The organism is Cellulosimicrobium sp. I38E (assembly GCF_001647255.1).
In the GTDB taxonomy this organism is placed as follows: Bacteria; Actinomycetota; Actinomycetes; order Actinomycetales; family Cellulomonadaceae; genus Cellulosimicrobium; species Cellulosimicrobium cellulans_E.
In genome coordinates this window covers 1-22825 of the sequence record NZ_LUAZ01000037.1, presented here as the reverse complement: position 1 = coordinate 22825, position 22825 = coordinate 1, and the positions used below count along the sequence as shown (strand labels likewise).

Annotated in this window: 19 protein-coding genes; 7 read left to right on the top strand and 12 right to left on the bottom strand. The window is 76.5% G+C overall.

Translation table 11 applies throughout. The annotated features are described in order from the left end of the window. The first annotated feature begins 83 nt into the window (after window positions 1-83). Window positions 84-809 carry a nucleoside/nucleotide kinase family protein gene (locus A0J59_RS12710; protein WP_064316339.1) on the top strand — a complete coding sequence of 242 codons (726 nt, stop codon included), beginning with the start codon at window positions 84-86 and terminating at the stop codon, window positions 807-809. Here the strand turns inward: A0J59_RS12710 and A0J59_RS12705 are convergent. The 5 genes from A0J59_RS12705 to A0J59_RS12685 all read right to left on the bottom strand — a co-directional run bounded on the left by A0J59_RS12705 (window position 785) and on the right by A0J59_RS12685 (window position 7489). Next, entirely contained in the window at window positions 785-1924 is a 1140-nt protein-coding gene (locus A0J59_RS12705) for an endonuclease/exonuclease/phosphatase family protein (RefSeq protein WP_047233358.1), read from the bottom strand. The genes A0J59_RS12710 and A0J59_RS12705 overlap by 25 nt on opposite strands. Window positions 1925-2132: 208 nt before the next feature. Then, a complete protein-coding gene (locus A0J59_RS12700; RefSeq protein WP_064316338.1) occupies window positions 2133-2606 on the bottom strand; it encodes an HNH endonuclease in 474 nt (157 codons plus the stop codon). Between the two features lie 300 nt (window positions 2607-2906). Beyond that, entirely contained in the window at window positions 2907-4241 is a 1335-nt protein-coding gene (locus A0J59_RS12695; protein ID WP_064316337.1) for a low temperature requirement protein A, read from the bottom strand. Further along, window positions 4238-5761 carry an ATP-binding protein gene (locus tag A0J59_RS22535; RefSeq protein ID WP_304439888.1) on the bottom strand — a complete coding sequence of 508 codons (1524 nt, stop codon included), beginning with the start codon at window positions 5759-5761 and terminating at the stop codon, window positions 4238-4240. The genes A0J59_RS12695 and A0J59_RS22535 overlap by 4 nt, the downstream gene beginning before the upstream one ends. Before the next feature lie 51 nt (window positions 5762-5812). Next, window positions 5813-7489 (bottom strand): FAD-dependent oxidoreductase, encoded by a 1677-nt coding sequence (locus tag A0J59_RS12685; RefSeq protein ID WP_047233355.1) that lies wholly within the window; start codon window positions 7487-7489, stop codon window positions 5813-5815. 184 nt (window positions 7490-7673) lie between these two features. On the opposite strand from A0J59_RS12685, the gene A0J59_RS12680 reads away from it, so the two are divergent. The 5 genes from A0J59_RS12680 to A0J59_RS12660 are packed head-to-tail and all read left to right on the top strand — an operon-like array spanning window position 7674 to window position 16194. Continuing rightward, on the top strand, window positions 7674-9245 hold the full coding sequence (locus A0J59_RS12680) for a pyridoxal-dependent decarboxylase (protein WP_082919005.1): 1572 nt from the start codon (window positions 7674-7676) through the stop codon (window positions 9243-9245). Continuing rightward, on the top strand, window positions 9242-10729 hold the full coding sequence (locus tag A0J59_RS12675) for a lysine N(6)-hydroxylase/L-ornithine N(5)-oxygenase family protein (RefSeq protein ID WP_082919004.1): 1488 nt from the start codon (window positions 9242-9244) through the stop codon (window positions 10727-10729). The genes A0J59_RS12680 and A0J59_RS12675 overlap by 4 nt, the downstream gene beginning before the upstream one ends. Beyond that, window positions 10726-13194: a GNAT family N-acetyltransferase gene (locus tag A0J59_RS12670; protein WP_082919003.1), complete on the top strand. Its 2469-nt coding sequence runs from the start codon at window positions 10726-10728 to the stop codon at window positions 13192-13194. The genes A0J59_RS12675 and A0J59_RS12670 overlap by 4 nt, the downstream gene beginning before the upstream one ends. 1 nt (window position 13195) lies before the next feature. After that, window positions 13196-15487 carry a penicillin acylase family protein gene (locus A0J59_RS12665; RefSeq protein ID WP_064316336.1) on the top strand — a complete coding sequence of 764 codons (2292 nt, stop codon included), beginning with the start codon at window positions 13196-13198 and terminating at the stop codon, window positions 15485-15487. After that, window positions 15484-16194, top strand: coding sequence for a GNAT family N-acetyltransferase (locus tag A0J59_RS12660; protein WP_082919002.1), 711 nt, complete (start codon window positions 15484-15486; stop codon window positions 16192-16194). Before A0J59_RS12665 ends, A0J59_RS12660 begins: the two co-directional genes overlap by 4 nt. A 42-nt stretch (window positions 16195-16236) precedes the next feature. Here A0J59_RS12660 and A0J59_RS12655 read toward each other — a convergent pair whose 3' ends face one another. From A0J59_RS12655 to A0J59_RS12640, 4 genes are all read right to left on the bottom strand, one after another. Next, window positions 16237-16599: an ACT domain-containing protein gene (locus A0J59_RS12655; RefSeq protein ID WP_064316335.1), complete on the bottom strand. Its 363-nt coding sequence runs from the start codon at window positions 16597-16599 to the stop codon at window positions 16237-16239. Window positions 16600-16683: 84 nt separating this feature from the next. After that, window positions 16684-17775, bottom strand: a complete 1092-nt coding sequence (locus tag A0J59_RS12650) for an NAD(P)/FAD-dependent oxidoreductase (protein WP_064316334.1) — start codon at window positions 17773-17775, stop codon at window positions 16684-16686. Then, entirely contained in the window at window positions 17772-18317 is a 546-nt protein-coding gene (locus A0J59_RS12645; RefSeq protein ID WP_064316333.1) for an isoprenylcysteine carboxyl methyltransferase family protein, read from the bottom strand. Before A0J59_RS12645 ends, A0J59_RS12650 begins: the two co-directional genes overlap by 4 nt. Beyond that, window positions 18314-19450: a type III polyketide synthase gene (locus A0J59_RS12640; protein ID WP_053370833.1), complete on the bottom strand. Its 1137-nt coding sequence runs from the start codon at window positions 19448-19450 to the stop codon at window positions 18314-18316. Before A0J59_RS12640 ends, A0J59_RS12645 begins: the two co-directional genes overlap by 4 nt. A gap of 107 nt (window positions 19451-19557) precedes the next feature. On the opposite strand from A0J59_RS12640, the gene A0J59_RS12635 reads away from it, so the two are divergent. Next, on the top strand, window positions 19558-20412 hold the full coding sequence (locus tag A0J59_RS12635; RefSeq protein WP_047233350.1) for a UbiA family prenyltransferase: 855 nt from the start codon (window positions 19558-19560) through the stop codon (window positions 20410-20412). A gap of 43 nt (window positions 20413-20455) precedes the next feature. Here A0J59_RS12635 and A0J59_RS12630 read toward each other — a convergent pair whose 3' ends face one another. The 3 genes from A0J59_RS12630 to A0J59_RS12620 form a co-directional block, all read right to left on the bottom strand. Continuing rightward, window positions 20456-21316 (bottom strand): family 1 encapsulin nanocompartment shell protein, encoded by an 861-nt coding sequence (locus A0J59_RS12630; protein ID WP_255365187.1) that lies wholly within the window; start codon window positions 21314-21316, stop codon window positions 20456-20458. Next, window positions 21313-22434: a Dyp-type peroxidase gene (locus A0J59_RS12625; RefSeq protein ID WP_255365186.1), complete on the bottom strand. Its 1122-nt coding sequence runs from the start codon at window positions 22432-22434 to the stop codon at window positions 21313-21315. Before A0J59_RS12625 ends, A0J59_RS12630 begins: the two co-directional genes overlap by 4 nt. Before the next feature lie 48 nt (window positions 22435-22482). Next, a partial coding sequence (locus tag A0J59_RS12620; protein WP_255365185.1) for a LysR substrate-binding domain-containing protein occupies window positions 22483-22825 on the bottom strand: 343 nt, incomplete at its 5' end.

The following is a 22825-nucleotide window of genomic DNA, read 5'->3' as shown; positions in this document are numbered from 1 at the left end:
CCCCGCGCCGCCGACTCATCGGTCCCGGCACCGCCGACCCACGACCCACGACCCTGGAGCCGTGGGCACGGGACACTGGGTGCATGACCGTCGAGAAGGACGCCGTGGACCTCGTGCCCGGAACCGCGCAGCCGTCTGCCGAGGTCGCGGACCCGGGCGCGCTCCTCGCGCGCGTGCGCGCGCTCCGCGAGCGGTCGGGCGGCGGGCGCGCCGTCGTCGGGATCGCGGGCAGCCCCGGCGCGGGGAAGACGACGCTCGCGCTCCGGCTCGTGGAGGCGATCGGACCGGAGGCGGTGCACCTGCCCATGGACGGGTTCCACCTCGCGAACGCGACGCTCGACCGGCTCGGCCGCCACGACCGCAAGGGTGCGCTCGACACGTTCGACGGTGACGGCTTCGTCGCCCTGCTGCGCCGCGTGCGCGAGGAGCACGACCGGACCGTGTACGCGCCGTCGTTCCACCGCGAGGTGGACGAGCCCGTGGCCGGGGAGATCGCCGTCGATCCGTCGCACGCGGTCGTCGTGGTCGAGGGGAACTACCTCCTCGTGCCGGAGGAGCCGTGGGGGAGGGTGCGCGACCTGCTCGACGAGGCGTGGTTCTGCGGCACGGACGGCGCCGAGCGCGAGCGGCGCCTCGTCGACCGGCACACGCGCCACGGGCGCACGGTCGAGGCCGCGACCGCCTGGGCGAACGAGGTCGACGGGCGCAACGCGCTCCTCGTGGAGTCGACCCGCTCGCGCGCCGACCTCGTGGTGTCCGGGACGATCCGGTTCGACGCCGTGCCTCAGGCGAGGTCCACGTCGGCGTAGAGCGCGGCGTGGTCGGAGGCGGCGTGCGTCGCCGACGTCATCGTGTCGTAGTGGGGGAACAGCGTGCCCTTCGTGCCGCCCCAGACGCCCATGCGGAACACCGACCCGCCGACGGTGCGGTCGAACAGCGCGGGGGACAGCAGCACGTAGTCGATCTTCTGGCCCGCGGTCCCGTTGCCGTAGGTGCCCGGCCTCCCGTCGCCGCGGAACGCCGGGTGCTCGCTCACGTCGCGCAGGTCGGTCCCCTCGAGCAGCGGCCGCAGCGGGGTGGACGACGGGGTGTCGTTGAGGTCGCCCACGACCACGACGTTCTCCTCGCCGCGGGCGCGCAGCGCGGCGTAGATCGCGGCGGTGCGGGTCGCCTGGCGGCGCCGGGTCGCGTCGGACTCGGCCTGCGTGCCGTAGCCCTTGGACTTGAAGTGGTTGACCAGCACGGTGAGCGTGCCGCCGCCGGGCAGCTCGACGACGTACTCCGGGCAGTCGCGCCCGAACACCAGGCGCCCGCGCGAGTCGCGGTCGTCGACGTGCGAGCGCACGGTCCCGATCCGGTACGGGCGTGTCGTGAGCAGCCCGACGTCGATCCCGCGGTCGTCGTTTCCGTCGATGACCATGACGTGGGGGTAGACCGGGCGACCGGCGCGCGTGACGACTCCCGCGTCGGTGAAGTGCTTGAGTGCGACCCGGCTCTCGGCCTCGACGACGGCCAGCACGTCGGCGTCGACGTCGGCGACGACGCGCGCCGTGTGCGTCATGGCGAGCTCGTCGACCCGGTCCTTGACGAGGTCGACCCAGCCGACCCAGTCGCCGCGCCCGGTGGCGACGACCTCGGTGCGCGCGGTGCCCGCCGCCTGCGAGCCCGTGCGACGCACGAGCCGGCCGCGCACCTGGCGCAGCACCGCGAGCGCCGCGGAGTCGGAGCGCAGCAGGCCCAGGGTCTCCAGGTGCTGCAGGATCTCCGCCCGCACGTCCGGCCCGTACTGCTCCTCGGCGACGAGCGCGTTGACCCGGGCGTGCGCCGCGAGGACCGGGTTGCCGCCGGTGAGCGGGCCCGCCATCGCGCGCGGGCGCTCGAACAGGTTCTCGACGTTGAACGTCCCGATCCGGAACCTCGCCATCGTGGTCTCCCTCGCGCGATCCGGGACCCGGGGTGGGTGCGAGACGCGGACCGGCTCTACCGGGAGGGAGGGCGCGCCGCCCGGTCCCGGACGGTCGACGGCGTCGCGCCCCGGGAGGCAGGGCGCAGGCGTAGGGAAGCCCGGCCGGTGTCACCGCCACCGGCCGGGCGGCCTGGGGAGCCGACCGCAGCGCAGGTCGGCGGACCCGTCAGCGTCTGCGCGGGGCGGGCGCCGACGGGTAGATGTCGCGGAACGCGGGCTCGAACGGGCGTCTGAGCATCCGCAGACCGGCCTGCTCGGGGGTGCGGCCGCCCTTGGTCGCGTTGCACGGCTCGCACGCGGCGACGGCGTTGAGCCACGTCGTGGTCCCGCCCTGGCAGCGCGGGACCACGTGGTCCATGGTCGTCGCCGTCCCGCCGCAGTACGCGCAGCGGTACCGGTCGCGGCGCAGCAGCGCCGCGCGCGAGTACGGCACGCGACCTTGGCGCTCGTACACCCACCGCGCGTGCACGTACCGCACGAGCGCGACCGAGCGCGGCCGCTGGTACGGGCCGAACGTCTCGCCCTCGACGGCCTCGAGCACCTCGGCGACGCGCCGGTGCAGCATGCGGATCGCGTGGCGCAACGACACGCGGCCGAGCTCCTGGCTGCCGCCGAGGTTGTAGATGACCACCTCGCTCATCGTCGCGCCTCCTGTCGTGTCGGTGGCCGTGGCGGCCGTGACGTGGGGCCTGAACTGGGGAGGACGACGAGAGCCGCCCCAGGACGGTGCCCCAGGACGGCTCTTCGGGTGGACGACGTACGTCGTCTACCTGAGGAGCGCCCTTCGGGACGGGTCGGTGGACCACTGGTGCAGCACGCGGGTCCACCTCCCCTTCACCGGTCGTCATGGTCGAGCGTCCGGGCGGGTTCGACCGGACGCCACGAGGCTATGCCCGCGATCGTCCGACGTCCACGGTTTTGCCCGGGCAGGTCGCCGGCGTCAGGTGCCCGCCCCGGCCGGGGCGCGCGCCGCGCGGGGCCGGCCGGCGAGGGCGAGCTGTACCAGCAGCGCACCCGACAGCACCCAGACCAGGCCGGCGGCCGAGATCGTCCCGCCGGCGAGCCACGCGACCGCGCCGGCGGCCACGACCGGGACGGCGAGCAGGACGGCGGTGCGCGCGTCGTGCAGCACCGCGTGCACCCCCGCGGACACGAGCCCGTGCACGGCGAACGCGCCGACGAGCAGCGCGAGCTCGCCGGGGTCGAGCGCGCGCGCCGGACGGTCCAGGACGCCCCCGAGCGCGCCCGCGAGCGTCGCGAGCGCCCCGGTGGTCACCAGGTGCAGGAACCACGCCGACCGCGGCGGCACCCCGGCGGGACGCAGCAGCGCGACGCCCGCGTAGCCCGACCGCACGGTGAGGGCCCACAGACCCACCAGCAGCGTGAACGCCCCGGCTCCGGCGACGAGGAGCGTGCGGTCCCACTCGGCCTCGCTCGCGGCGTCGATCGCCTGGATGAGGCCCTCGCCGAGCACGATGATGACGAACAGGCCCAGCCGTTCGCCGAGGTGCGGGACGTCGCTCACGGCCGCGTCGACCGTCGTCGGCACCTCGGGTCCTCGAGCATCCGCCGGGCCTCCTGCGCCGCGCCGTCCGCCGCGGCCGCGCTCCTCGTGGGTATGCCCCGCGGGCGCGCGCCCCGAACGTCCCCGGGCGGCGCTCCCCTTGCGGTCGCGTCGGCCGCCGCGTCCACGACCCCGGCGCTCGCGGACCTCGTCGAGGCGCTCCTGGGCTCGCTGCACGAGGCGCTCGCCCGAGAGGGTGAGCAGCAGGAGGAGGTCGATCCCGAGGCCGACGGCCCACAGCGTGTACCGGGTCTGGCCGTCGAACCACCACGACACGATCCACGGCACGACGCCGGTCAGCGCCTGCACCACGGGCAGGTCGACGGCGACGGTCGTGCGGCGCCAGGGTCGCGCCGCGACGAGGCGGCCCACCACGTACGCGACGGCGAACGCCTGCGCGTGCTCGTCGTGGATGCCCGGCACCGCGGCGATCATCACGGCGAGCGCGGCCATCCCGGCGAGGATCGGCAGCGCCCGGGCGCCCTCGCCCGCGACGTTCCCGTACGTGGTGAAGCACGCCCACACGAGCCAGAACGCCGTGTACGCGACGACGTAGAGGGCGAGCCCGCCGAGGTCGTGGTCCTCCTGGAGCAGGTGGGCGAGCATGCCGATGCCCGCGACGACGACGAGGTCGAAGAAGAGCTCGAGCCACGACGCGTGGCGCTCCTCCCCGACGGGCGACGTCCCCGCGGCGGGCGCGGGGGCCGTCACGGCCGCGGGGTCTGCGCGGGCTGCGGCGGGGTCTGCGCGGGCTCGAGCGGCAGGTGCACGACGAACCGCGTGTCGCCGGGCACGGACGTCACCGTGAGGTCGCCGCGGTGCTTGTTGACGACGATCCGCCACGAGATGTCGAGGCCGAGCCCGGTTCCCTGCCCGACGGGCTTGGTCGTGAAGAACGGCTCGAAGATCCGGGGGCGCACGTCGTCGGGGATGCCGGGGCCCGTGTCGGCGATCTCGACCTCGGCGCGGTCGTCGGCGCGGCGGGTCGTGACCGTGAGCGTGCCGGACCCGCCCATCGCCTGCGCGGCGTTCTCGACGAGGTTGGTCCACACCTGGTTGAGCTCGGCCGCGTAGACGGGCACGGGCGGCAGGGTCGTGTCGTAGCGGCGCACGACCTCGACGCCCGCGAGCGCGTGGTCGAGCATCGTCAGGGTCGAGTCCAGGAGCTCGTGCAGGTCGACCGGCCGGAAGGGCGCGCGGTCGAGCTGGGAGTACTGGCGCGCCGCGCCGACGAGCGTGGAGATGCGCACGGTCGCGTCCTCGATCTCGGCCATGAGCTGCTCGGTCTCGATCGTGTACGCGAGCCAGCTCACCGCGCCGGTGAGCGCACCGGCGTCGACGCGCTCGGCGACGCGGTCGAGCCACGGTTCGTCGATCCCGGCCTGGACGAGCGCGGGCGACACGCGCCAGCCCTCGGGCATGCCGTGGTCGTCGAGCCAGTCGGTGAGGCGGTCCTCGAGGTCGGACGTCTCCAGCGCGCCGACGGCGTCCGCCGTGCGCGTGTCCGCGTAGCGTTCGAGCGCCTCCTCCTGGAGCCGGATGAGCTCGGCGAGGGTGGCGCGGTCGTAGGGGCCGTCGGCGATGAGCGCGAGCTTGTGCCGCATGGCCGCGACGCGCTCGCGCAGCGTCCCGGTCGCGCGGACGGCGGCTGCGGCGGGGTTGTTGAGCTCGTGCGTCAGGCCCGCGGAGAGCGACCCGAGGGCGAGCAGGCGCTCCCGCTGCCCGACGAGCTGCTGCGCGTCGCGCGTGCCCCAGAACACGCCCTCGAGCAGGTGCACGGCCATGGGGAACCACTCCGTCATGAGCTTGGCGAAGTCGTGCGCCTCGAGGACGAAGAGGCGCGAGGGCTCCAGGGCGCGCGCCGAGTGCAGGTAGGTCTGGGGGAGTCGGTCGCCGAGGTACGCGTTCCACGCGCCCATGTAGACGCCGACCTGGTGCGTGCGCGAGACCTCGACCTCGTCCTCGCCGACGCGCCGGTAGAGCGCGACGCCGCCGTCGAGCAGGACGTAGAACGCCTCGGCGGGCGTGCCCTCGTGGAACAGCCAGCCCGCGTCGTGGCGCTCGACGTGGCCGGTGGCGCACAGCCAGGCGAGCTGGTCGTCGGTGAGGTGCTCGAACAGGAACGTCGCGCGCAGCTCGTCGACGTCGCACGGCAGCCACCCGCGGGCGGCCGCCGCAGCGGAGGCGCCCGGGGTGGGCGGTGTCGTGGTGGGGTCCTCGGTGCTGGTCACGGTGTCGCCTCCGGGTCTCAGGTCGGGGCTGTGTCGCGTGGGACGGGGCGGTCAGAGCTGTTCGAGGTAGCGGTGCACGAGCATGACGGCCATGGCGCCCTCGCCCACGGCGGACGCGACGCGCTTGGCGGACTCCGAGCGCACGTCGCCGGCGGCGAACACGCCGGGCACGGACGTCTCGAGGTGGTACGGCGGGCGGTCGAGCGTCCACCCGGCGGGCGGGGCGCCGTCGCGCAGCAGGTCGGGCCCGGCGAGGACGTACCCGCGCGGGTCGCGCGCGACGACGCCGTCGAGCCAGTCGGTGCGGGGTGCGGCGCCGATGAACACGAACGCCCACCCGCACTCGACGCGCGTGGTCCCGCCGGTGTCGAGGTCGTGCAGCTCGAGGTGCTCCAGGTGGCCGTCCCCCGACGCGGAGACGACCTCCGTGCGGGTCAGGACGCGCACCCGCGGGTGGGCCTCGACCTGCTCGACGAGGTAGGACGACATCGAGCGGGCGAGGGAGTCGCCGCGGATCACGAGCGTGACCCGCTTGGCCTCGCGGGCCAGGTAGAGCGCCGCCTGCCCCGCGGAGTTCGCGCCGCCCACGACGTACACCTCCTGGTCGTGGCAGGCCGAGGCCTCCGTGAGCGCCGACCCGTAGAACACGCCGCGCCCCACGAGGTCGCCCAGCCCGGGGCCGTCGAGCAGCCGGTAGGACACGCCCGAGGCGAGGATGACGGTGTGCGCGTCGATCGACGTGCCGTCGGGGAACCGCACGCTGCGTGCCGGGCCGTCGACGTCGAGCTCGACCGCGTCGCGCGTCGTGACGATCTCGGCACCGAACCGCACGGCCTGGCGCCGCGCGCGCTCGGCGAGCTGCGCGCCGGAGATCCCGTCGGGGAAGCCGAGGTAGTTGTCGATGCGCGAGCTCTGCCCGGCCTGCCCGCCCGTGGCCGTGCGCTCGACGAGCACCGTCCGCAGCCCCTCGGACGCCCCGTAGAGCGCGGCGCTCAGGCCGGCGGGGCCGCCGCCGACGACGACGAGGTCGTAGAAGTCGGCCGCGGGCCGCGTGGCGAGCCCGACGCGCTCGGCGAGCGTCGCGTCGTCGGGCGCGACGAGCGCCTCGCCCTCCGGCGTCACCACGAGGGGGAGGGCCTCGCCGTCGGTCTGCGCGGCGGTGAGCAGGCGCGCGCCCTCGGCGGACTCCGACGGGTACCAGCGGTAGGGCACGCGGTTGCGCGCGAGGAACTCGCGCACCTGCGACGACCGCGCCGACCACCGGTGCCCGACGACGACCGTCTCGGCCGGCCGGCGTCGGTCGGTGGCGGACCACGCCTCGAGCTGGGCGTCCACGACGGGGTAGAGCTTCTCCTCGGGCGGGTCCCACGGCTTGAGCAGGTAGTAGTCGAGGTCGACGACGTTGATCGCCTCGATCGCGGCCTCGGTGTCCGCGTAGGCGGTGAGCAGCACGCGGCGGGCGGCGGGGAAGAGGTCCATCGCCTGCTCGAGGAGCTCGACGCCGGTCATGCCGGGCATGCGGTGGTCGGCGAGCACGACGGCGACGTCCTCGCCCCGCAGCGCGAGCTCGCGCAGCGCGTCGAGCGTCTCGGCTCCCGACTCGGCGCGCACGATGCGGTACCGGTCGCCGTAGCGGCGGCGCAGGTCGCGCGCGACCGCGCGCGAGACCCCGGGGTCGTCGTCCACGGTGACGATGGCGGGGCGGGTCGTCGCGACGGTCGGTTCCACACGGCCTCCTCGGGAGCCACGGACGGGCGAGTGCCATCCTCTCGCCGCGGCGCCCGCGCGTCCACGGCGGCGTGGCGCAGGTCACTCTTGACGACCGCCGTCGCTGCGCTAGGTTAGGCAAGGCAAACCTCAGGTTGTCCCGCTGCGATCCGTGGCGGTCCTCTCCCCGTACTTGGAGCCTCGCATGCTCTCAGCACGATCCGTCGCGCCCGCGCACGGTACCTCGACCGCCCCGGCCCTGCTCACGGGCGCGACCGCGGGCGACTACGCGAGCACCCTGCACGCCGTCGTCGACGACGTCGCGGCGCGCGCGGCCGCGGTCACCCAGCCCTGGTCGGGCGCGAGCCGCGCCCACCTCGCGGAGCTCGTCGACGCGGTCGACCTCGACGCCCCGGGCCTCGGCACCGACGCCGCGCTGCGCGAGGCAGCCGACCTCTACGCGACCCACGCCGTGTGGTTCCACGACCCCGCGTACGCCGCCCACCTCAACTGCCCGGTCGCGCTGCCCGCCGTCGGCGCCGAGGCGATGCTCGCGGCGATCAACACGTCCGTCGACACGTTCGACCAGTCGACGGTGGCGACCCTCATGGAGCGCCGCGTCGTCGCGTGGACCGCGCGCCGGGTCGGGTACGCCGCCGGCGACGGCGTGCTCACCTCCGGAGGCACGCAGTCCAACCTGCACGCGCTCTTCCTCGCCCGGGAACGCGCCGTCGAGCGCGCGGCCCGCGCGGGCGGACCCGGGCGGTCGGCCGTGCTGCCGCGCCTGCGCGTCCTCGCGGCCGCGTCGAGCCACTTCAGCGTGGCCCGCTCGGCCCTCCTGCTCGGCCTGGCCGACGACGCCGTGGTCCACGTCGCGTCCGACGCCGACGGCCGCCTCGACCCCGCGGCGCTCGCGGCGGCGGTCGGCGCGGTGCGCGCGGCGGGCGACCTCGTCATGGCGGTCGTCGCGACCGCGGGCACGACCGACCGCGGCTGCGTGGACCCCCTCGCGGCGGTCGCGGACGTGTGCGACGCGACGGACGTGTGGCTGCACGTCGACGCCGCGTACGGCTGCGGGCTGCTCGTGTCCCCGACGCGCCGGCACCTGCTCGACGGGATCGAGCGGTCGCGGTCGGTGACCGTCGACTACCACAAGGCCTTCTTCCAGCCCGTGTCCGCGAGCGCCCTGATCGTGCGCGACCGCGCCGACCTGGAGCGCGTCGCCCACCACGCGGACTACCTCAACCCGCGCGAGAACGCCGAGCCCAACCAGGTCGACGTGTCGCTCCAGACGACCCGGCGCTTCGACGCGCTCAAGCTCTGGGCGACGCTGCGCGCGCTCGGCCCCGACGGGATCGGTGCGATGGTCGACGCGGTGTGCGACCTCGCCGCGGCGGTGCACGCCGACCTCGCCCACGACCCCGACCTGCGCGTCCTCGGGCGCACCGACCTGTCCACCGTCTTGTTCCGCTACGAGCCGCCGGGCCTGGCCGCGGAGCACGCCGACCGGCTCGTCCCGCTCGTGCGGCGCGTGCTCTTCGAGTCGGGGCGCGCGATCGTCGCCAAGACCGTGCTCGACGGCGTCCCGTGCCTCAAGCTCACGCTCCTCAACCCGACGGGCACCCTCGCCGACGTGCGCCACGTGCTCGACCTCGTGCGCACGACCGCGCAGGCGCTCGTCGAGCGCGACGCGCTGCTGGGCGACGAGGACGGCGACGACGCGCACGCCGCGGACCTGGTCGCCTCGCTCGCGACGGTCGGGGCGGTGGCCCGATGAGCGCCGCGACCGTGAGCCACGACCCGGTGAACCACGACGCGGCGAGCCACGACCCTGCCCGCGTGCGGGACGTCGTCGGGGTGGGCATCGGGCCGTTCAACCTCGGCCTCGCCGCGCTGTCCGCGCCGCTCGACGACGTCGACGCCGTCTTCCTCGACGCCGCGCCGGAGTTCCGCTGGCACCCCGGCATGATGATCGAGGGCGCGACGATCCAGGTCCCGTTCCTCGCGGACCTCGTCACCATGGCGGACCCCACGTCGCCGTACTCGTTCCTCGCGTTCCTCAAGGCCACGGGCCGGCTCTACCCGTTCTACATCCGCGAGTCGTTCTACCCGCTGCGCGCCGAGTACGACGCCTACTGCCGCTGGGTCGCGGCGCGGCTGACCTCGCTGCGCTGGTCGCGGCGCGTCGTCGCCGTCGAGCACGACGCGGTCGCCGACACGTTCGTCGTGCGGGCCGAGGTCCTCGACGCGGACGGCGCCGTCACAGGTACCGAGGAGCACCGGGGTCGCCACCTCGTGCTCGGCGTCGGCACCGCCCCGGTGCTGCCGCCCGCGCTGCGGGCGCTCGCGGACGAGGTCGCGCGCGGCGAGCACCCGGGTGCCGGGCCGCTCGTGCACAGCGCCCAGTACCTGCCGCACCGCGACGCGCTCGCCGCCTCCGGGTCGGTCACGGTCGTCGGCAGCGGACAGTCGGCCGCCGAGGTGTACCGCGACCTGCTCGACGGCGTGCACGGCGGCGCGCACGGCCCCGGGTACCGGCTGGACTGGGTGACGCGCTCGCCGCGCTTCTTCCCCATGGAGTACACCAAGCTCACGCTCGAGATGACGTCGCCGGAGTACACCGACCACTTCCACGCGCTGCCGCTCGAGCTGCGCCAGCTCCTCGGTCGCGAGCAGCGCGGCCTGTACAAGGGGATCAGCGGCGACCTCGTGGACGAGATCTACGACACCCTGTACCGGCTGAGCCTGGACCACCCGGTGCCGACGACGCTGCTCACGGACACCGAGGTCGTGGCCGCGCGCTACGAGCCGGAGGCCGGTGCGGCGGGGGAGTACGTGCTGCGCCTGCGCCACGCCCAGCTCGGCGTCGAGGTCGAGCGCCGCACGCGCGCGCTCGTCGCCGCGACGGGATACGCCGCGGCGGTGCCCGCGTTCCTCGCCCCCGTGCGCCACCTGCTCCGGTTCGACGAGCTCGGGCGGTTCGACGTCGCGCGCGACTACACGGTCGACGAAGCGCGCCGCGTGCACGTGCTCAACGGCGAGGAGCACACGCACGGCATCACCGCGCCGGACCTCGGGTTCGCCGCGTGGCGCAACGCCGTGGTGCTGCGCACCGTCACGGGGCGCGAGGTGTACCCGGTGGAGGAGCGCATCGCCTTCCAGACGTTCGGCCTGCCCGACGACGCGGCCACGTCTGCCGCCACGCACCCTGCGGGCGCGCCCGTGCCCGCCGGCGAGCGCGCAGGAGGGGAGGCCCGATGAGCACGGTGACCACCACCCCGCCGCCGTCCGCGGTCCCGACGGGCGACCGCGCCCCGGCCGCGACCCCGGACCCCGCGTTCGCGGTGCGGGTCCGCCTCGGCGCGGGCCGAGCGGACGTCTCGCTCGACGCCGTCGACCCGGCGCGCGACGCCGCGCTCGTGCAGGGCTGGCTCGCCCACCCGCGCTCGGCGTTCTGGCAGCTCGGCCACCTCGACGTGGACGGCGTGCGCGCCTACCTCGCCGAGGTCGCCGCCGACCCGCACCAGGACGCGTGGCTCGGGCGCGTCGACGGCGAGCCCGCGTTCCTCGTCGAGACCTACGACCCGGCGCGCGTCACGCTCGCCGACGTCCCCGCCGCCGTCGCGCTCCTCGAGCCGGGCGACGTGGGGATGCACCTGCTCGTCGCGCCGCCCGCCGGACCCGCGCGCAGCGGGTTCACGTCCGCGGTGATGGGCGCCGTCGTGCGGTTCTGCCTCGACCCCGCCGGGCGCGGGGGGCGGCGTGTCGTCGTCGAGCCGGACGTGCGCAACGCCGCGATCGCGGCGAAGAACGCCGCGGCCGGGTTCCGCGTGCTGCGCGAGCTCGAGCTGCCGGGCAAGACGGCGCACCTCGCGGTCGCGACCCGCGCCGACCTGGACACGAGCCCGCTGGGCGACGGCGTGGACCTCGCCCCGCACCTGCGGCCCGACCTGGCCGACCGGGCGCACCGCCACCTCGTCGCCAAGGCGATCGCCGAGCTCACGCACGAGCGCCTGCTCGCGCCGTGCGCCGAGGTCGGGCCGGTCGAGGCGAACGGCCCCGGCGAGTACGTCCTGCCCGTCGCGGGCGGCGCCGTCGAGTACCGCTTCGTCGCACGCCGCTACGCGCTGGAGCACTGGGTGCTCGACGAGGCGTCGATCCGCCGCACCGCCGTGCCCCCGGGGCCGGTGGGCACGCCGCGCGACCTGCCCGTCGACGCGCTCGACCTCGTCGTCGAGCTCCAGCCCGACCTCCACATCCCCGACGACCTGCTCGCCACCTACCTCGAGGAGGTGTCGTCGACGCTCGCGAGCGCGACCGCCAAGACCGAGCGGTACGAGCGCACCGGCGGCCCGAGCGCCGTCGACCTGATGGGCGCCTCCTTCCAGGAGGTCGAGGCCGCGATGACCGAGGGGCACCCGGGGTTCGTCGCCAACAACGGGCGCATCGGGTTCGGTCTCGCGGAGTACCGGGCGTACGCGCCCGAGAACGGCGGGCGCGTGCGCCTCGTGTGGCTCGCCGCACGGCGCGCGCACACGCACCTCGCGCTGGGAGCGGGGCTCGACGAGGAGACGCACTACGGGGCCGAGCTCACGCCCGACGAGCGCGCCGCGTTCGCCGACCGGCTCGCCGCGCGCGGCCTCGACCCGGCCGACTACCTCTACCTGCCCGTGCACCCGTGGCAGTGGGAGCACCGCGTCCCCATCACGTTCGCCGCCGACGTCGCGCGCGGCGACCTCGTCCCGGTCGGCCAGGGAGCCGACGAGTACCAGCCGCAGCAGTCGATCCGGACGCTGTTCAACCTCACCCGGCCCGGCCGCCACTACGTCAAGGTCGCGCTCGCGATCCAGAACATGGGGTTCCTGCGCGGGCTGTCGCCCGCCTACATGCGCGACACCCCGGCGATCAACGACTGGGTGGCCGACCTCGTCGCCGCCGACCCGGAGCTCGGCGGGCGTGGCTTCACCGTGCTGCGCGAGCTCGCCTCGATCGGGTACACCGGCGACGTCTACCACCGCACCACGACCCCGTCCGCGCACCGCAAGATGCTCGCCGCGCTGTGGCGCGAGAGCCCCGTGCCGCGCACCGCACCCGGGGAGCGCCTGGCCACCATGGCCTCGCTCCTGCACCGCGACCCCGACGGCGCCGCCCACGCGACCGCGCTCGTGCGGGCCTCCGGGCTCGACCCCGCCGACTGGGTGCGCGCCTACCTCGACGCCTACCTGCGGCCCCTCGCCCACGCCCTGCTCGCGCACGACCTCGCGTTCATGCCGCACGGGGAGAACCTCATCCTCGTCCTTCGCGACCACGTCGTCGTCCGCGCGGTCATGAAGGACGTCGGCGAGGAGGTCGCCGTCCTCGGGGACGCGCCGCTCCCGCCCGGGGTCGAGCGCGTGCGCGCCGTCGTCGACGACGAGGAGAAGGCGCTCGCGGTCTTCACCGACGTCTACGACGGCGTCCTGCGCCACCTCGCCGCGATCCTCGCCGGGGACGGGGTGCTGCCCGAGGACCGGTTCTGGCGCCTCGTCGCCGAGTGCCTCGACGCCCACCGCGCCGACCACCCGGACCTGCGCAGCGGCGTCGACCTGCGCGCACCCCGGTTCGCGCACTCGTGCCTCAACCGGCTCCAGCTGCGCAACACGCTCCAGATGGTCGACCTCGCCGACCAGTCCGCGTCCCTCCTGTACGCGGGCACCCTCGCCAACCCCGCCGCACGGGACGCCTGACGTGGGCGCTCCGGGGGTGCCGGTCGTCCCGCCCGCCGGGTTCGCCGTGCACCGCGACGCCTGGGGCGTCCCGCACGTGCGCGCCGCCGACGAGCTCTCCCTCGCGCGCGGCCAGGGGTACGTCACCGCGCTCGACCGCGGCTGGCAGATCGAGGTCGACCGGTGGCGCGCCGAGGGCCGCCTCGCCGAGCGCCTCGGCGAGCCCGGCCTCGCCTGGGACCGGTTCGCCCACCGCGTGCGCCTCGCCGACACCGCGCGCCGCGCCTACGCGGCGCTCGGGGACGACGACCGCGCCTGGGTCGACGCGTACACCGCGGGCGTCAACGAGGGCCTGGCGCGGGGACGCGACGTGCCCGAGCTGCACGCGCTCGCCGACCCGGGACGGCCCGGCGGGGGCGACCTGCCGCCGCACGAGCCGTGGCCCGCGTGGGCGCCGCTCGGCGTGTTCCTCGTCGCGCACGTCCTCTTCTCCGGCTTCCCGCACGTGCTGTGGCGCGACCACGTCGCCCGCACGCTCGGGTCCGCCGTCGCACGGTCGCGGCCCGACGTGCCGCTCACCGACGTGCTCGACCTGCTCGCCGTGGACGGCGGCCCCGGCTCGGGGTCGAACGCGTGGGCGCTCGCGGGCGGACGAACCCGGAGCGGGGCGCCGCTCCTCGCGGGCGACCCGCACCGCCTGCTCGAGCTGCCTGGGGTCTACCAGCAGGTGCGGCTCGCGTGCGACGACTTCGACGTCGTGGGTCTCGCGTTCCCGGGCGTGCCCGGGCTCCCGCACTTCGGCCATGCCGGGGCCGCGGCCTGGGGCGTGACGAACGCGATGGCGCACCACGTCGACGTCGTCGCCGAGCGGCTGCGACGGACCGCCGACGGCGGGGTCGAGGCGCTCGGGCCGGACGGGCCGGAGCGCGCGGACGTCGTCGTCGCGACCGTGCGCGTGCGCGCCGCCGGCGGGCCCGTGGAGCACCGGGTGGAGACGGTCGAGACGGCGCGCGGCGTCGTCGTGACCGGCGGCCCGGACGAGCCCGACCGCACGTTCGCGGTCCGCCTGCCCGCGCGCGTCGACGCCGACCTCGGCGTCGCCGCGTGGCGGCGGCTGCTGCGCGCCCGCTCGGCGCGCGACGTCACGGACGCGTTCGCGACGTGGGTCGACCCGGTGGACCGCGTCCTGGCGGCGGACCGGGACACGGTGCTGTCGGTCACCGCCGGCCGCGTGCCGCACCGGGACGTGGCGGACCGGACCCTGCCGCTGCCGGCGTGGTCCGACGCCGCGCGCGCCCGCCCCTGGGTCGTCCCGCCCGGTCCCGTGGTCGTGGAGGACGTCGCGGTCGACGCGAACGAGCGCCCCGCGCGCCCGGAGATCGACCTCGGCCACACCTACGCACCACCCCACCGCGCGCGGCGCATCCGCGCGCTGCTCGACGCGGCCGGTGGCGACGGGACGGCCGCGGACCAGTCGCGCGTGCACGCGGACACGCGGCTCGGCGCCGCGGACGAGCTGCTGCGCTGGCTCGACCAGACCGCGGGCTCCGGGCCCTCGGGCGAAGAGGCCGGTGGCGAGCGCACCCCCGGGGCCGTCGGTGGGTCCGCGGACGGGCGCGACCTCCGGTCGGTCCGGGCGGCCCGCCGCCTGCGCGCGTGGGACCGCCGCATGGACTCCGACAGCGCCGACGCGGCCCTGTTCGCCGCGTGGCGCGCTGCGCTCGCGCGCCGGGTCGCCGCGCACCCGGCGCTCGCGCCCCTGCACGTGCCGCACGGGCTCGACCCGGTCTTCACCCCGTGGCTCTCGGTCACGGCGCGCGTCGCGGACGCCCTGCCAGCACTGCTCGGTGCTGACTGGCTGGGGATCGACGGTGCGGGCGAGGCGTGGGGCGCGCTGGGCGAGGTGGTCCGCGGGCTCGGGGACGCGGACGACCACGACACGAGAGACCCGAGGCCGACGGGGGCCGCGCCCGTGTGGGGCGACACCCACCGTGTGCTCGGCCTGCACGTGCTCCTGGACGTGCCGGGCGCCGCGGTGCCGCGCGTGCCGTCGCTGCCGCTCGCCGGGGACACGGACACCGTGCGCTGCACCGTGAGCGTGCCCGGGATCAGCGACGTGTGCGTGCGCGGGTCGGTCGCGCGGTGGGTGTGGGACCTGGACGACCGCGGCGCGAGCCGGTGGGGCGTGCCGTTCGGCGCGAGCGGGGACCCGCGCTCGCCACACTTCGCCGACCAGCTCGCCGCATGGGCCGACGCCGAGACCGTCCCGGTCGTGACCGACTGGACCCTGCTGCGCCACGAGGAGACCCGATGACGACCCCCGCGAGGACCGCGACCCGCCCCGACGTGCCGACCGGACCGGGTGACGAGGCCGACCTCCCCGCGCCCGCTGCCGACGTCGCTCCCCTCGCAAGCAGGCGGCTGCTGACGGGGGTGCCGGGCGAGCTCCTGGTGACGCACGAGGCCCCGGCCGGTGGCCGGCTGACGCTGCGCGTGCTCGACCCCGTTGCCGACCTCGACGTGCTGCACGACTGGGTGACCCGGCCGTGGGCGCGCTTCTGGGGGCTCGCGGAGCTGTCCCGGGCGGAGCTGCGCGACCTGTACGCGTACGTCGGCTCGCTGCCCACGCACCACGCGTTCCTCGTGCGGTGGGACGACGCGCCCGTGGCGCTGCTCCAGACGTACGAGCCGGAGCACGACCCGGTCGGCGAGGCGTACCCGGTGCGGCCGGGCGACGTCGGCGCGCACTTCCTGCTCGGGGCGCGCGGGCCCCGGGGCGCGGACCTGTGGGGCGCGGTCGGCCCGCTGCTCGTCGCGTTCTGCTTCGCCGACGCGCGCGTGGACCGCGTCGTGGTGGAGCCGGACGCGGCGAACGCGCGCGCCCACGCCCGGATGCGCGCGCTCGGCTTCGAGGTCGCCGACCGCGTGCGCGTGGGGGAGAAGGACGCGGTGCTGGCGTTCCTCACCCGCGAGCGCGCGCGCGACCTCCTCGCCGCTGCCGCGGCGGTGACGCGCGACTGACGCACGCCCTGGCGGAGGCTTCAGCGGGGACCGGCGCAGGCCTCAGCGGGGGCTGGCGACGGCGTGCCCGGCGTCGCGCAGCGCGCGCGTCGCCGGGTCGAGGCGCGCCTCGGGCACGAGCACGAGGTCGGCGTGGAACGTGGACGCGACGAAGACGGGGATGCCCGCCTCGGCGAGCGGGCCGACGACGGACGCGAGGACGCCCGTCGTCTCCAGCCCGTGGGCCGAGCCGTAGAACCCGGCCCACCGCTCGGCCTCGTCGAACGGCGACGCGTGCCGCACGACCGTGAGCCCCTCCGGGGCGCGCACGAGCGCCACCCACTCGTCGTCCTCGGGGAACGTGGCACCCGGGACGTGCCCGAGGAGGAAGCGGTCGGGGACGACGTGCAGGTCGAGCGAGGTCATGGGCGGCACCGTAGCCGCCCGCACCCACACGACGTCGGCTCCCAGCGGTCCCCGGGCGCGACACGCTCCGGGCGGGAGCAGCGGTCAGCGGGCGAGGCGTTCGACGACCGCCCCGTACAGCCACGGGGCGGCGCTCGCGGCGGGCACGATCGCGCCGCGGGCGGGGCTGCCCGCCCAGGCGAGCAGGCCCGTGGTCAGGACGCGGTAGTCGCGCGTCGCGCGGGCCCACGCCCGCTCGTAGGCCGCGGCGTCGTCGAGGTGGCGCACGACGGCGTCGGCCTGGGCGAGCCCGACGCGCACGCCCTCGCCCGTGAGCGCGTCGACGTACCCGGACGCGTCGCCGACGAGGCGCACGCGCCCGGCCGTGCGCCGTCGGGCCCGCTGACGCAGCGGCCCGGCCCCGCGCACGCGGCCCAGCACCGGTGCGCCGCGCAGGTGCTGCGCGAGCTCGGGAAAGGCGTCCAGCCCCGCGGCGGCACCGTTCCGGGGCCCGGAGCCCGTCTCCCGGCTCGCGGGGGCGCGATGGGTGAGCACGGCGACGCCGACGACGTCGGGACCCACCGGGGTCACGTACGCCTCGGCGTTCGGGGCCCAGTGCACCTCGACGAGGTCGCTCCAGGGGGCGACGGAGTAGTGGGTGCGCAGCCCGAACCGGGCGCGCCCGCGCGGCGTCGCATCGAGCCCGGTGAGGCGCCGGACGGTGGAGTGGAGACCGTCGCAGCCGAGCACCCAGCCGGCACGCACGACCGAGCGTGCCCCGCCCTCGGCGCGCGCGGCGTCGAGCGCGACCTCCACCCCGCGCTCGTCCTGGCGCAGCGCGCGCAGGGTCGCGTGCTCGATCGTCACGCCCTCCGCGAGCGCGCGTTGACGCAGCGCCGCGTGCAGGGCGGTGCGCCGCACGCCGCGTCCCGGCCCGGCGGCGAACGGGTGGTCGGCGTGGCGCTCGGCGTCGCGGTAGCTGATGCCCGCGAGCCGGTGCCCGGGCGGGTCGACGCCGAGGTCGAGCACCGCGGCGAGCGCGCCGGGCAGCAGCCCCTCGCCGCACGCCTTGTCGATGACGCCCGCGCGGCGGTCGACCACGACGACGTCGTACCCGGCCCGGCGGGCGTGCAGCGCGGCGGCGAGCCCGACGGGCCCGCCGCCGACGACGAGCACGTCGGTGCGCGCGACGGTCACGACGACGCCGGGCGGGGCCCGCCCGCGGTGGCGAGCGCGAGCGCGCGCTCCTCGGCGGGGATGCGGAACCGCGCCAGGAGCACGGCGTTGAGGACGGTGAAGGCGAGCGCCGTGACCCAGCACGAGTGCACCAGGGGGAGGGCGACGCCTTCGACGACGACCGCGACGTAGTTGGGGTGGCGCAGCCACCGGTACGGGCCCCGCGCCACGAGCGGGAGCCCGGGCACGACGATCACGCGCGTGTTCCACCGCGGGCCGAGCGTCGCGATGCACCACCAGCGCAGGCCCTGGCTCGCGAGCACGAGGACGAGCATGGGCCAGCCCAGCCAGGGCAGGAACGGCCGGTCGGCGAGCCACGCCTCGACGACGCACGCGACGAGGAGCCCGGTGTGCAGGGCGACCATGGCGGGGAAGTGCCCCCGGCCCGACTCGACGCCGCCGCGCGCGAAGGACCAGCGGGCGTTGCGCGCGGACACGACCAGCTCCGCGAGCCGCTCGGCGGCGGTGGCGCCGACGAGCACGACGTACCAGGCGAGGCTCATCCGCGTGCCCCCGACCGCGGCGCCCCGCGACCGTCGAGGCGCAGGAGCACGAGCTCGGTGCTGACCCCGGGGCCGAAGGCCATGAGGACGGCGGGCGTGCCGGACGGCGTGCGGTGGCGTCCGAGCGTCGCGGCGAGCACGTGCAGCACGGACGCGGACGACAGGTTCCCGACGTCGCGCAGCGAGGCCCGGCTCAGCGCGAGGTCCTCCTCCGCCAGCCCCAGCGCGTCGCGCACGGCGTCCAGGACGCGCGGGCCGCCCGCGTGCACGACCCAGGCGCCGACGTCGGCCGGCTCGAGGTCGTGCTCGGCGAGGAGCGCCTTGACGTCCCCGAGCAGGTGCGCCCCGATGAGCTCCGGCAGGCGCGCGGACAGCACGATCTCGAACCCCGTGTCGCCCACGCGCCACCCCAGGTCGCCCGTCGTGCCCGGGTGCAGGTGCGAGCGGGAGTCGACGACGCGCGCCCCGCGCGCCCGCCCGCCGTCGCGCGCGGCCCGCCCGTACGGGCCGGGGCGCCGCGCGAGCGGGTGCTCGTCGCCCACGAGGACGGCCGCGGCCGCGCCGTCGCCGAACAGGCCCGACGCGACGAGGTTCGCCGTCGAGGGGTCGCCGCGCTGCAGCGTGAGGGAGCACAGCTCGACCGCGACGAGGAGCGCGACGTCGCGCGGCCGCCCGCGCAGCAGGTCGTCCGCGCGGGCGAGCCCCGCCGCGCCCCCGGCGCAGCCCCACCCGAACGACGGGGTGCGTCGCACGTCGGTGCGCAGGCCGAGCCGGGCGGCCACGAGGACGTCGAGCGTGGGCGCGCCGACGCCCGTGACGGTCGTCAGGACGACGTGGTCCACCTCGTCCGCGCGCAGCCCCGCGTCGTCGAGCGCGGCCCGGCAGGCGCGCTCCGCGAGGTCGGTGCCGAGGGCGAGGAACGTGTCGTTGGCCGAGCCGAACGACAGCCCGCCGTAGTCCTCGATCGGCAGCGCGAGGTGACGGGTCTCCACGCCCGCGTGGGCGTGCAGGCGGCGCGTGAGCGCACGGCGCACCGGGTCGTCGGTGAGCAGCTCGCTCGTGACCCGGGAGATCTCGTCCTGGCGGTACGCATGGTCGGGAAGCGAGGTCCCGACGGCGACGACGCGCGACATGCCCGCATCGTCCCACCGGCCCGGTCGGCCCGCGCGGGGGAGGGGGCCGATGGCGGACACGGCTCCGGTGCCGGGCGCGGGGCCCGCCGGCGGGCTAGGTTGCCGCCATGGTGACCGGTCGCCCGCGGGGGCTCGTGCGGGGGCTCGTCGTCGCGAGCCACTTCCCGCCGACCGTGATGGTCACCGCGTTCGCGCTCGCGCTCTCGGCCGGGATCGGTGCCGGCGCTCGCACGACGACGCTCGTCGCGCTCGCGGTCCTCGCCGGCCAGCTCTCGGTCGGGTGGAGCAACGACTGGCTCGACGCGCGCCGCGACCTCGCGGTCGGGCGCGCCGACAAGCCCGTCGTGACCGGTCTCGTCACGCCCGCGGCCCTGCGCACGGCGGCGCTCGTGGCCCTCGGCGCGTGCGTGGTGCTCTCGCTCGCGACGGGCGTGGTGCCGGGGCTGGTGCACGTCGTCGCGGTCGCGAGCGCGTGGTCCTACAACGCGCTGCTCAAGGCGACGTGGTGGTCGTGGGCCCCGTACGCGCTCTCCTTCGGCCTGCTGGCGGTGTTCGTCGTGCTCGCCGCGCCCGGGGACGGCCGGCCCGCGCCGTGGGCGGTGGGGGCCGCGGCGCTGCTGGGCGTGGGCGCGCACGTCGCGAACACGCTGCCGGACCTCGAGGACGACGCCGCGACCGGGGTGCGGGGCCTGCCGCACCGGCTCGGGCGGCGCGCGAGCAGCGTGCTCGCCCCCGTGCTGCTCGGCGTCGCCGCGGTGCTCGTCGTGCTCGCTCCGCCCGGTGCGCCGGACGCCGCGCGCGCGGCCCTGGGCGGGGCCGCCGTCGGGCTCGCGGTCGCCGCCGGGGTCGTGGGCGTGGTGCGACCGCGCAGCCGCGCCCCGTTCGCGCTGTCGATGGCGGTGGCGGGCGTGTGCGTCGTGCTGCTCGTGCTCGCGGCGCCCGCCGTCGTCCTCCCGGGCTGAGCGGGCGGCGGAGGAGTCGGCCGGCGCGAGCCCGGGACGCGGGTCAGCGCTTGAGGTGGACGGACGCCTCGGCGGTGTAGGTCTGGAACGTGAGCGAGGCGAGCAGGTAGAGGCGCACCTCGTCGGCGGTGTGGTCGAGGTAGCCGATGGACACGTCCTGCCCGATCGTCAGCTCGTGGTCCCCGCCGCGCGTGGTGAGCAGGTAGCCGCCGCGCAGCGCGGGCGCCCACACGATGTCGCGCTGCACCATGCGCTCGAGCTGCTCGCGGATCGGGTACCCGTGGTCGCGGGTCTCGGACACCGCGGTGTACAGGTCGGCGTCGAGCACGAGCGCGTACGGGCCCTCCACCCCCGCGAGCCGCAGCTCGGTCTGCGCGGCCGCGACGGCGTCGGGCAGGTCGCGCGGGTCGGTGGGGACCGCGATCGGGGGGTTGTCCGAGCCGGGACCGATGCCGCGGATCCCGGCGGCCGCGTACCCCTCGAACACGGCGCGGTCCTCGGCGCGTGCGAGCGCGGTGGCCGCGTCCTTGACGGGCTGCCAGTCCGAGTCCTTGGAGCCCCGCGCGACGTCGTCGACCGCCTGCCGGGACACCGTGAAGGGGACCTGGAGCTCGACGAGCGGCACGACGTCGCGCAGGCGCGCCCGGATGCCGTCGTGCGGCGCCTCGACGTCGGTGACGTGGCCCGTGCGGGCGGACGCCGTGCCGAAGCCGAGCGGGCCCGTCACGTCGACCACGCGCCGCCCGGCGACGTTGCGCACGAACGTGCGCCGCGCCTCGTCGGCGATCTCCTCCCACGCCGCGTCGGTGACGGGCGCGAGCCAGCGGTGCAGGTTCGAGTCCCCGGGCGCGCCGGCGCCGCTCGTGGGGACGACCGAGCCCAGGTCCGGTTCCGAGGTGCTCACGACGGCTCTCCCTTCAGCGACCCGATCGCGAGCGAACCGACGGGCGCGGTGGTGGCGGGTGCGGGGGGTGCGGCGGGTTCCGCGGTCGCGGGACCCGGGTCGGCGGGCGCGTCCTGGCCGAGGTCGTCCGGGGCGCCGTCGGCCAGGGACTCGAGCAGGTCGAGCGAGGGGACGAAGAACGACGTCCCCGTCAGCGCCGTGGACACGTCGAGGATGTGGTCGTACCGGCCTGGCGGGTTCCCCACGAACATGTTGCCCAGCATGCGCTCCACGACGCCGACGTCCGCGGCGTACGCGATGTAGTAGGTGCCGAACTCGCCCGTGGACGGGTCGCCGAACGCCATGTTGTCGCGCAGGACGTCGCGCTCGGTGCCGTCGTCGTCGACGATCGTGTTGAGCGAGACGTGCGAGTCCGGGGGCTGCACGTCGTCCGCGAGCTCGACGTCGTCGAGCTTGGTCCGCCCGATGATGCGCTCCTGCGCCTCGACGGGCAGCGCGCCCCACGCCGCGAGGTCGTGCACGTACTTCTGCACCACGACGTGGCTCCCGCCCGCGAAGGGCCCGTCCGCGATGATCGCGGCGCCGGCGGCCGACCGTCCCGTCGGGTTCTCGGTGCCGTCGACGAAGCCGAGCAGGTCGCGCGAGTCGAAGTAGCGGAAGCCCGTCACGTGGTCGTCGACGCGCACCGCGTCGCCGAGCGCGGCCATGACCTGCCGGGTCAGCTCGAACGTGAGGTCGGCCCGGTCGGCCCGGACGTGGAACAGCACGTCGCCGGGGGTGGACGGCGCGTCGTGCACGGCGCCCTGCACGGCCCGGAACGGGTGGAGCCCCTCGGGCCGCGGCGCCCCGGGAGGGCGCACCGCGTCCCAGAACGCCGCGCCCAGGCCGACGACGCACGTCAGCCCGGCCGCCGACTGGCGGAACCCGACCGCGCGCACCAGGTCGTTCACCGAGGACGCGACGTCCAGCAGGCGCTCGCGCGACCCGGGCGATCCCGTGGCGCTGACGACGAGGAACACCGCGGACTCGGTGAGCCCGCCCAGCACGGGCTGCGGCTCGGGCACGTCGGCCGGCACGGCGATGCTCGCGCCGGTCCCCTGGGTCGTGTTCTGCGGCACGAGGCGAGCGTGCCACGCGTGCCCGGGGAGCGCACCCGCGCCGCGACCTCACCCCGCGGCGCGCACCAGACCGTCGACGACGGCCGCCGCACCGGGGGAGGGCCGCTCCCCGTACGTGACCGCGAGCACCCGGCGCGCCGCCCCGGGCAGGGCGTCCGTCCGCACCCGGGGGTCGCGGTGGGCGCGCAGCGCCAGGGCCGGCAGGAGCGAGACCCCGACCCCGGCCGCCACGAGGGACTGGACCGCGACGTAGTCGTCCGTCTCGAACGCGACCCGTGGGGTGAAGCCCGCCCGCTCGCACCGGCCCACCAGGTCGGCGCGGCACCGCTCGCAGCCCGCGATCCACGCCGCCTCCGCCAGCGGGGCGAGGTCGTCGAGCACGGGGTCCGCC

What these genes read in the sequence shown, in the direction of transcription:
- A0J59_RS12655 (WP_064316335.1), bottom strand. Translation starts at nt 16,599, where the DNA reads ATGACCTCGCTCGACCTGCACGTCGTCCCCGACCGCTTCCTCCTCGGG.
- A0J59_RS12680 (WP_082919005.1), top strand. Translation starts at nt 7,674, where the DNA reads ATGCTCTCAGCACGATCCGTCGCGCCCGCGCACGGTACCTCGACCGCC.
- A0J59_RS12645 (WP_064316333.1), bottom strand. Translation starts at nt 18,317, where the DNA reads ATGAGCCTCGCCTGGTACGTCGTGCTCGTCGGCGCCACCGCCGCCGAG.
- A0J59_RS12710 (WP_064316339.1), top strand. Translation starts at nt 84, where the DNA reads ATGACCGTCGAGAAGGACGCCGTGGACCTCGTGCCCGGAACCGCGCAG.
- A0J59_RS12705 (WP_047233358.1), bottom strand. Translation starts at nt 1,924, where the DNA reads ATGGCGAGGTTCCGGATCGGGACGTTCAACGTCGAGAACCTGTTCGAG.
- A0J59_RS12670 (WP_082919003.1), top strand. Translation starts at nt 10,726, where the DNA reads ATGAGCACGGTGACCACCACCCCGCCGCCGTCCGCGGTCCCGACGGGC.
- A0J59_RS12700 (WP_064316338.1), bottom strand. Translation starts at nt 2,606, where the DNA reads ATGAGCGAGGTGGTCATCTACAACCTCGGCGGCAGCCAGGAGCTCGGC.
- A0J59_RS12660 (WP_082919002.1), top strand. Translation starts at nt 15,484, where the DNA reads ATGACGACCCCCGCGAGGACCGCGACCCGCCCCGACGTGCCGACCGGA.
- A0J59_RS12675 (WP_082919004.1), top strand. Translation starts at nt 9,242, where the DNA reads ATGAGCGCCGCGACCGTGAGCCACGACCCGGTGAACCACGACGCGGCG.
- A0J59_RS12640 (WP_053370833.1), bottom strand. Translation starts at nt 19,450, where the DNA reads ATGTCGCGCGTCGTCGCCGTCGGGACCTCGCTTCCCGACCATGCGTAC.
- A0J59_RS12635 (WP_047233350.1), top strand. Translation starts at nt 19,558, where the DNA reads ATGGTGACCGGTCGCCCGCGGGGGCTCGTGCGGGGGCTCGTCGTCGCG.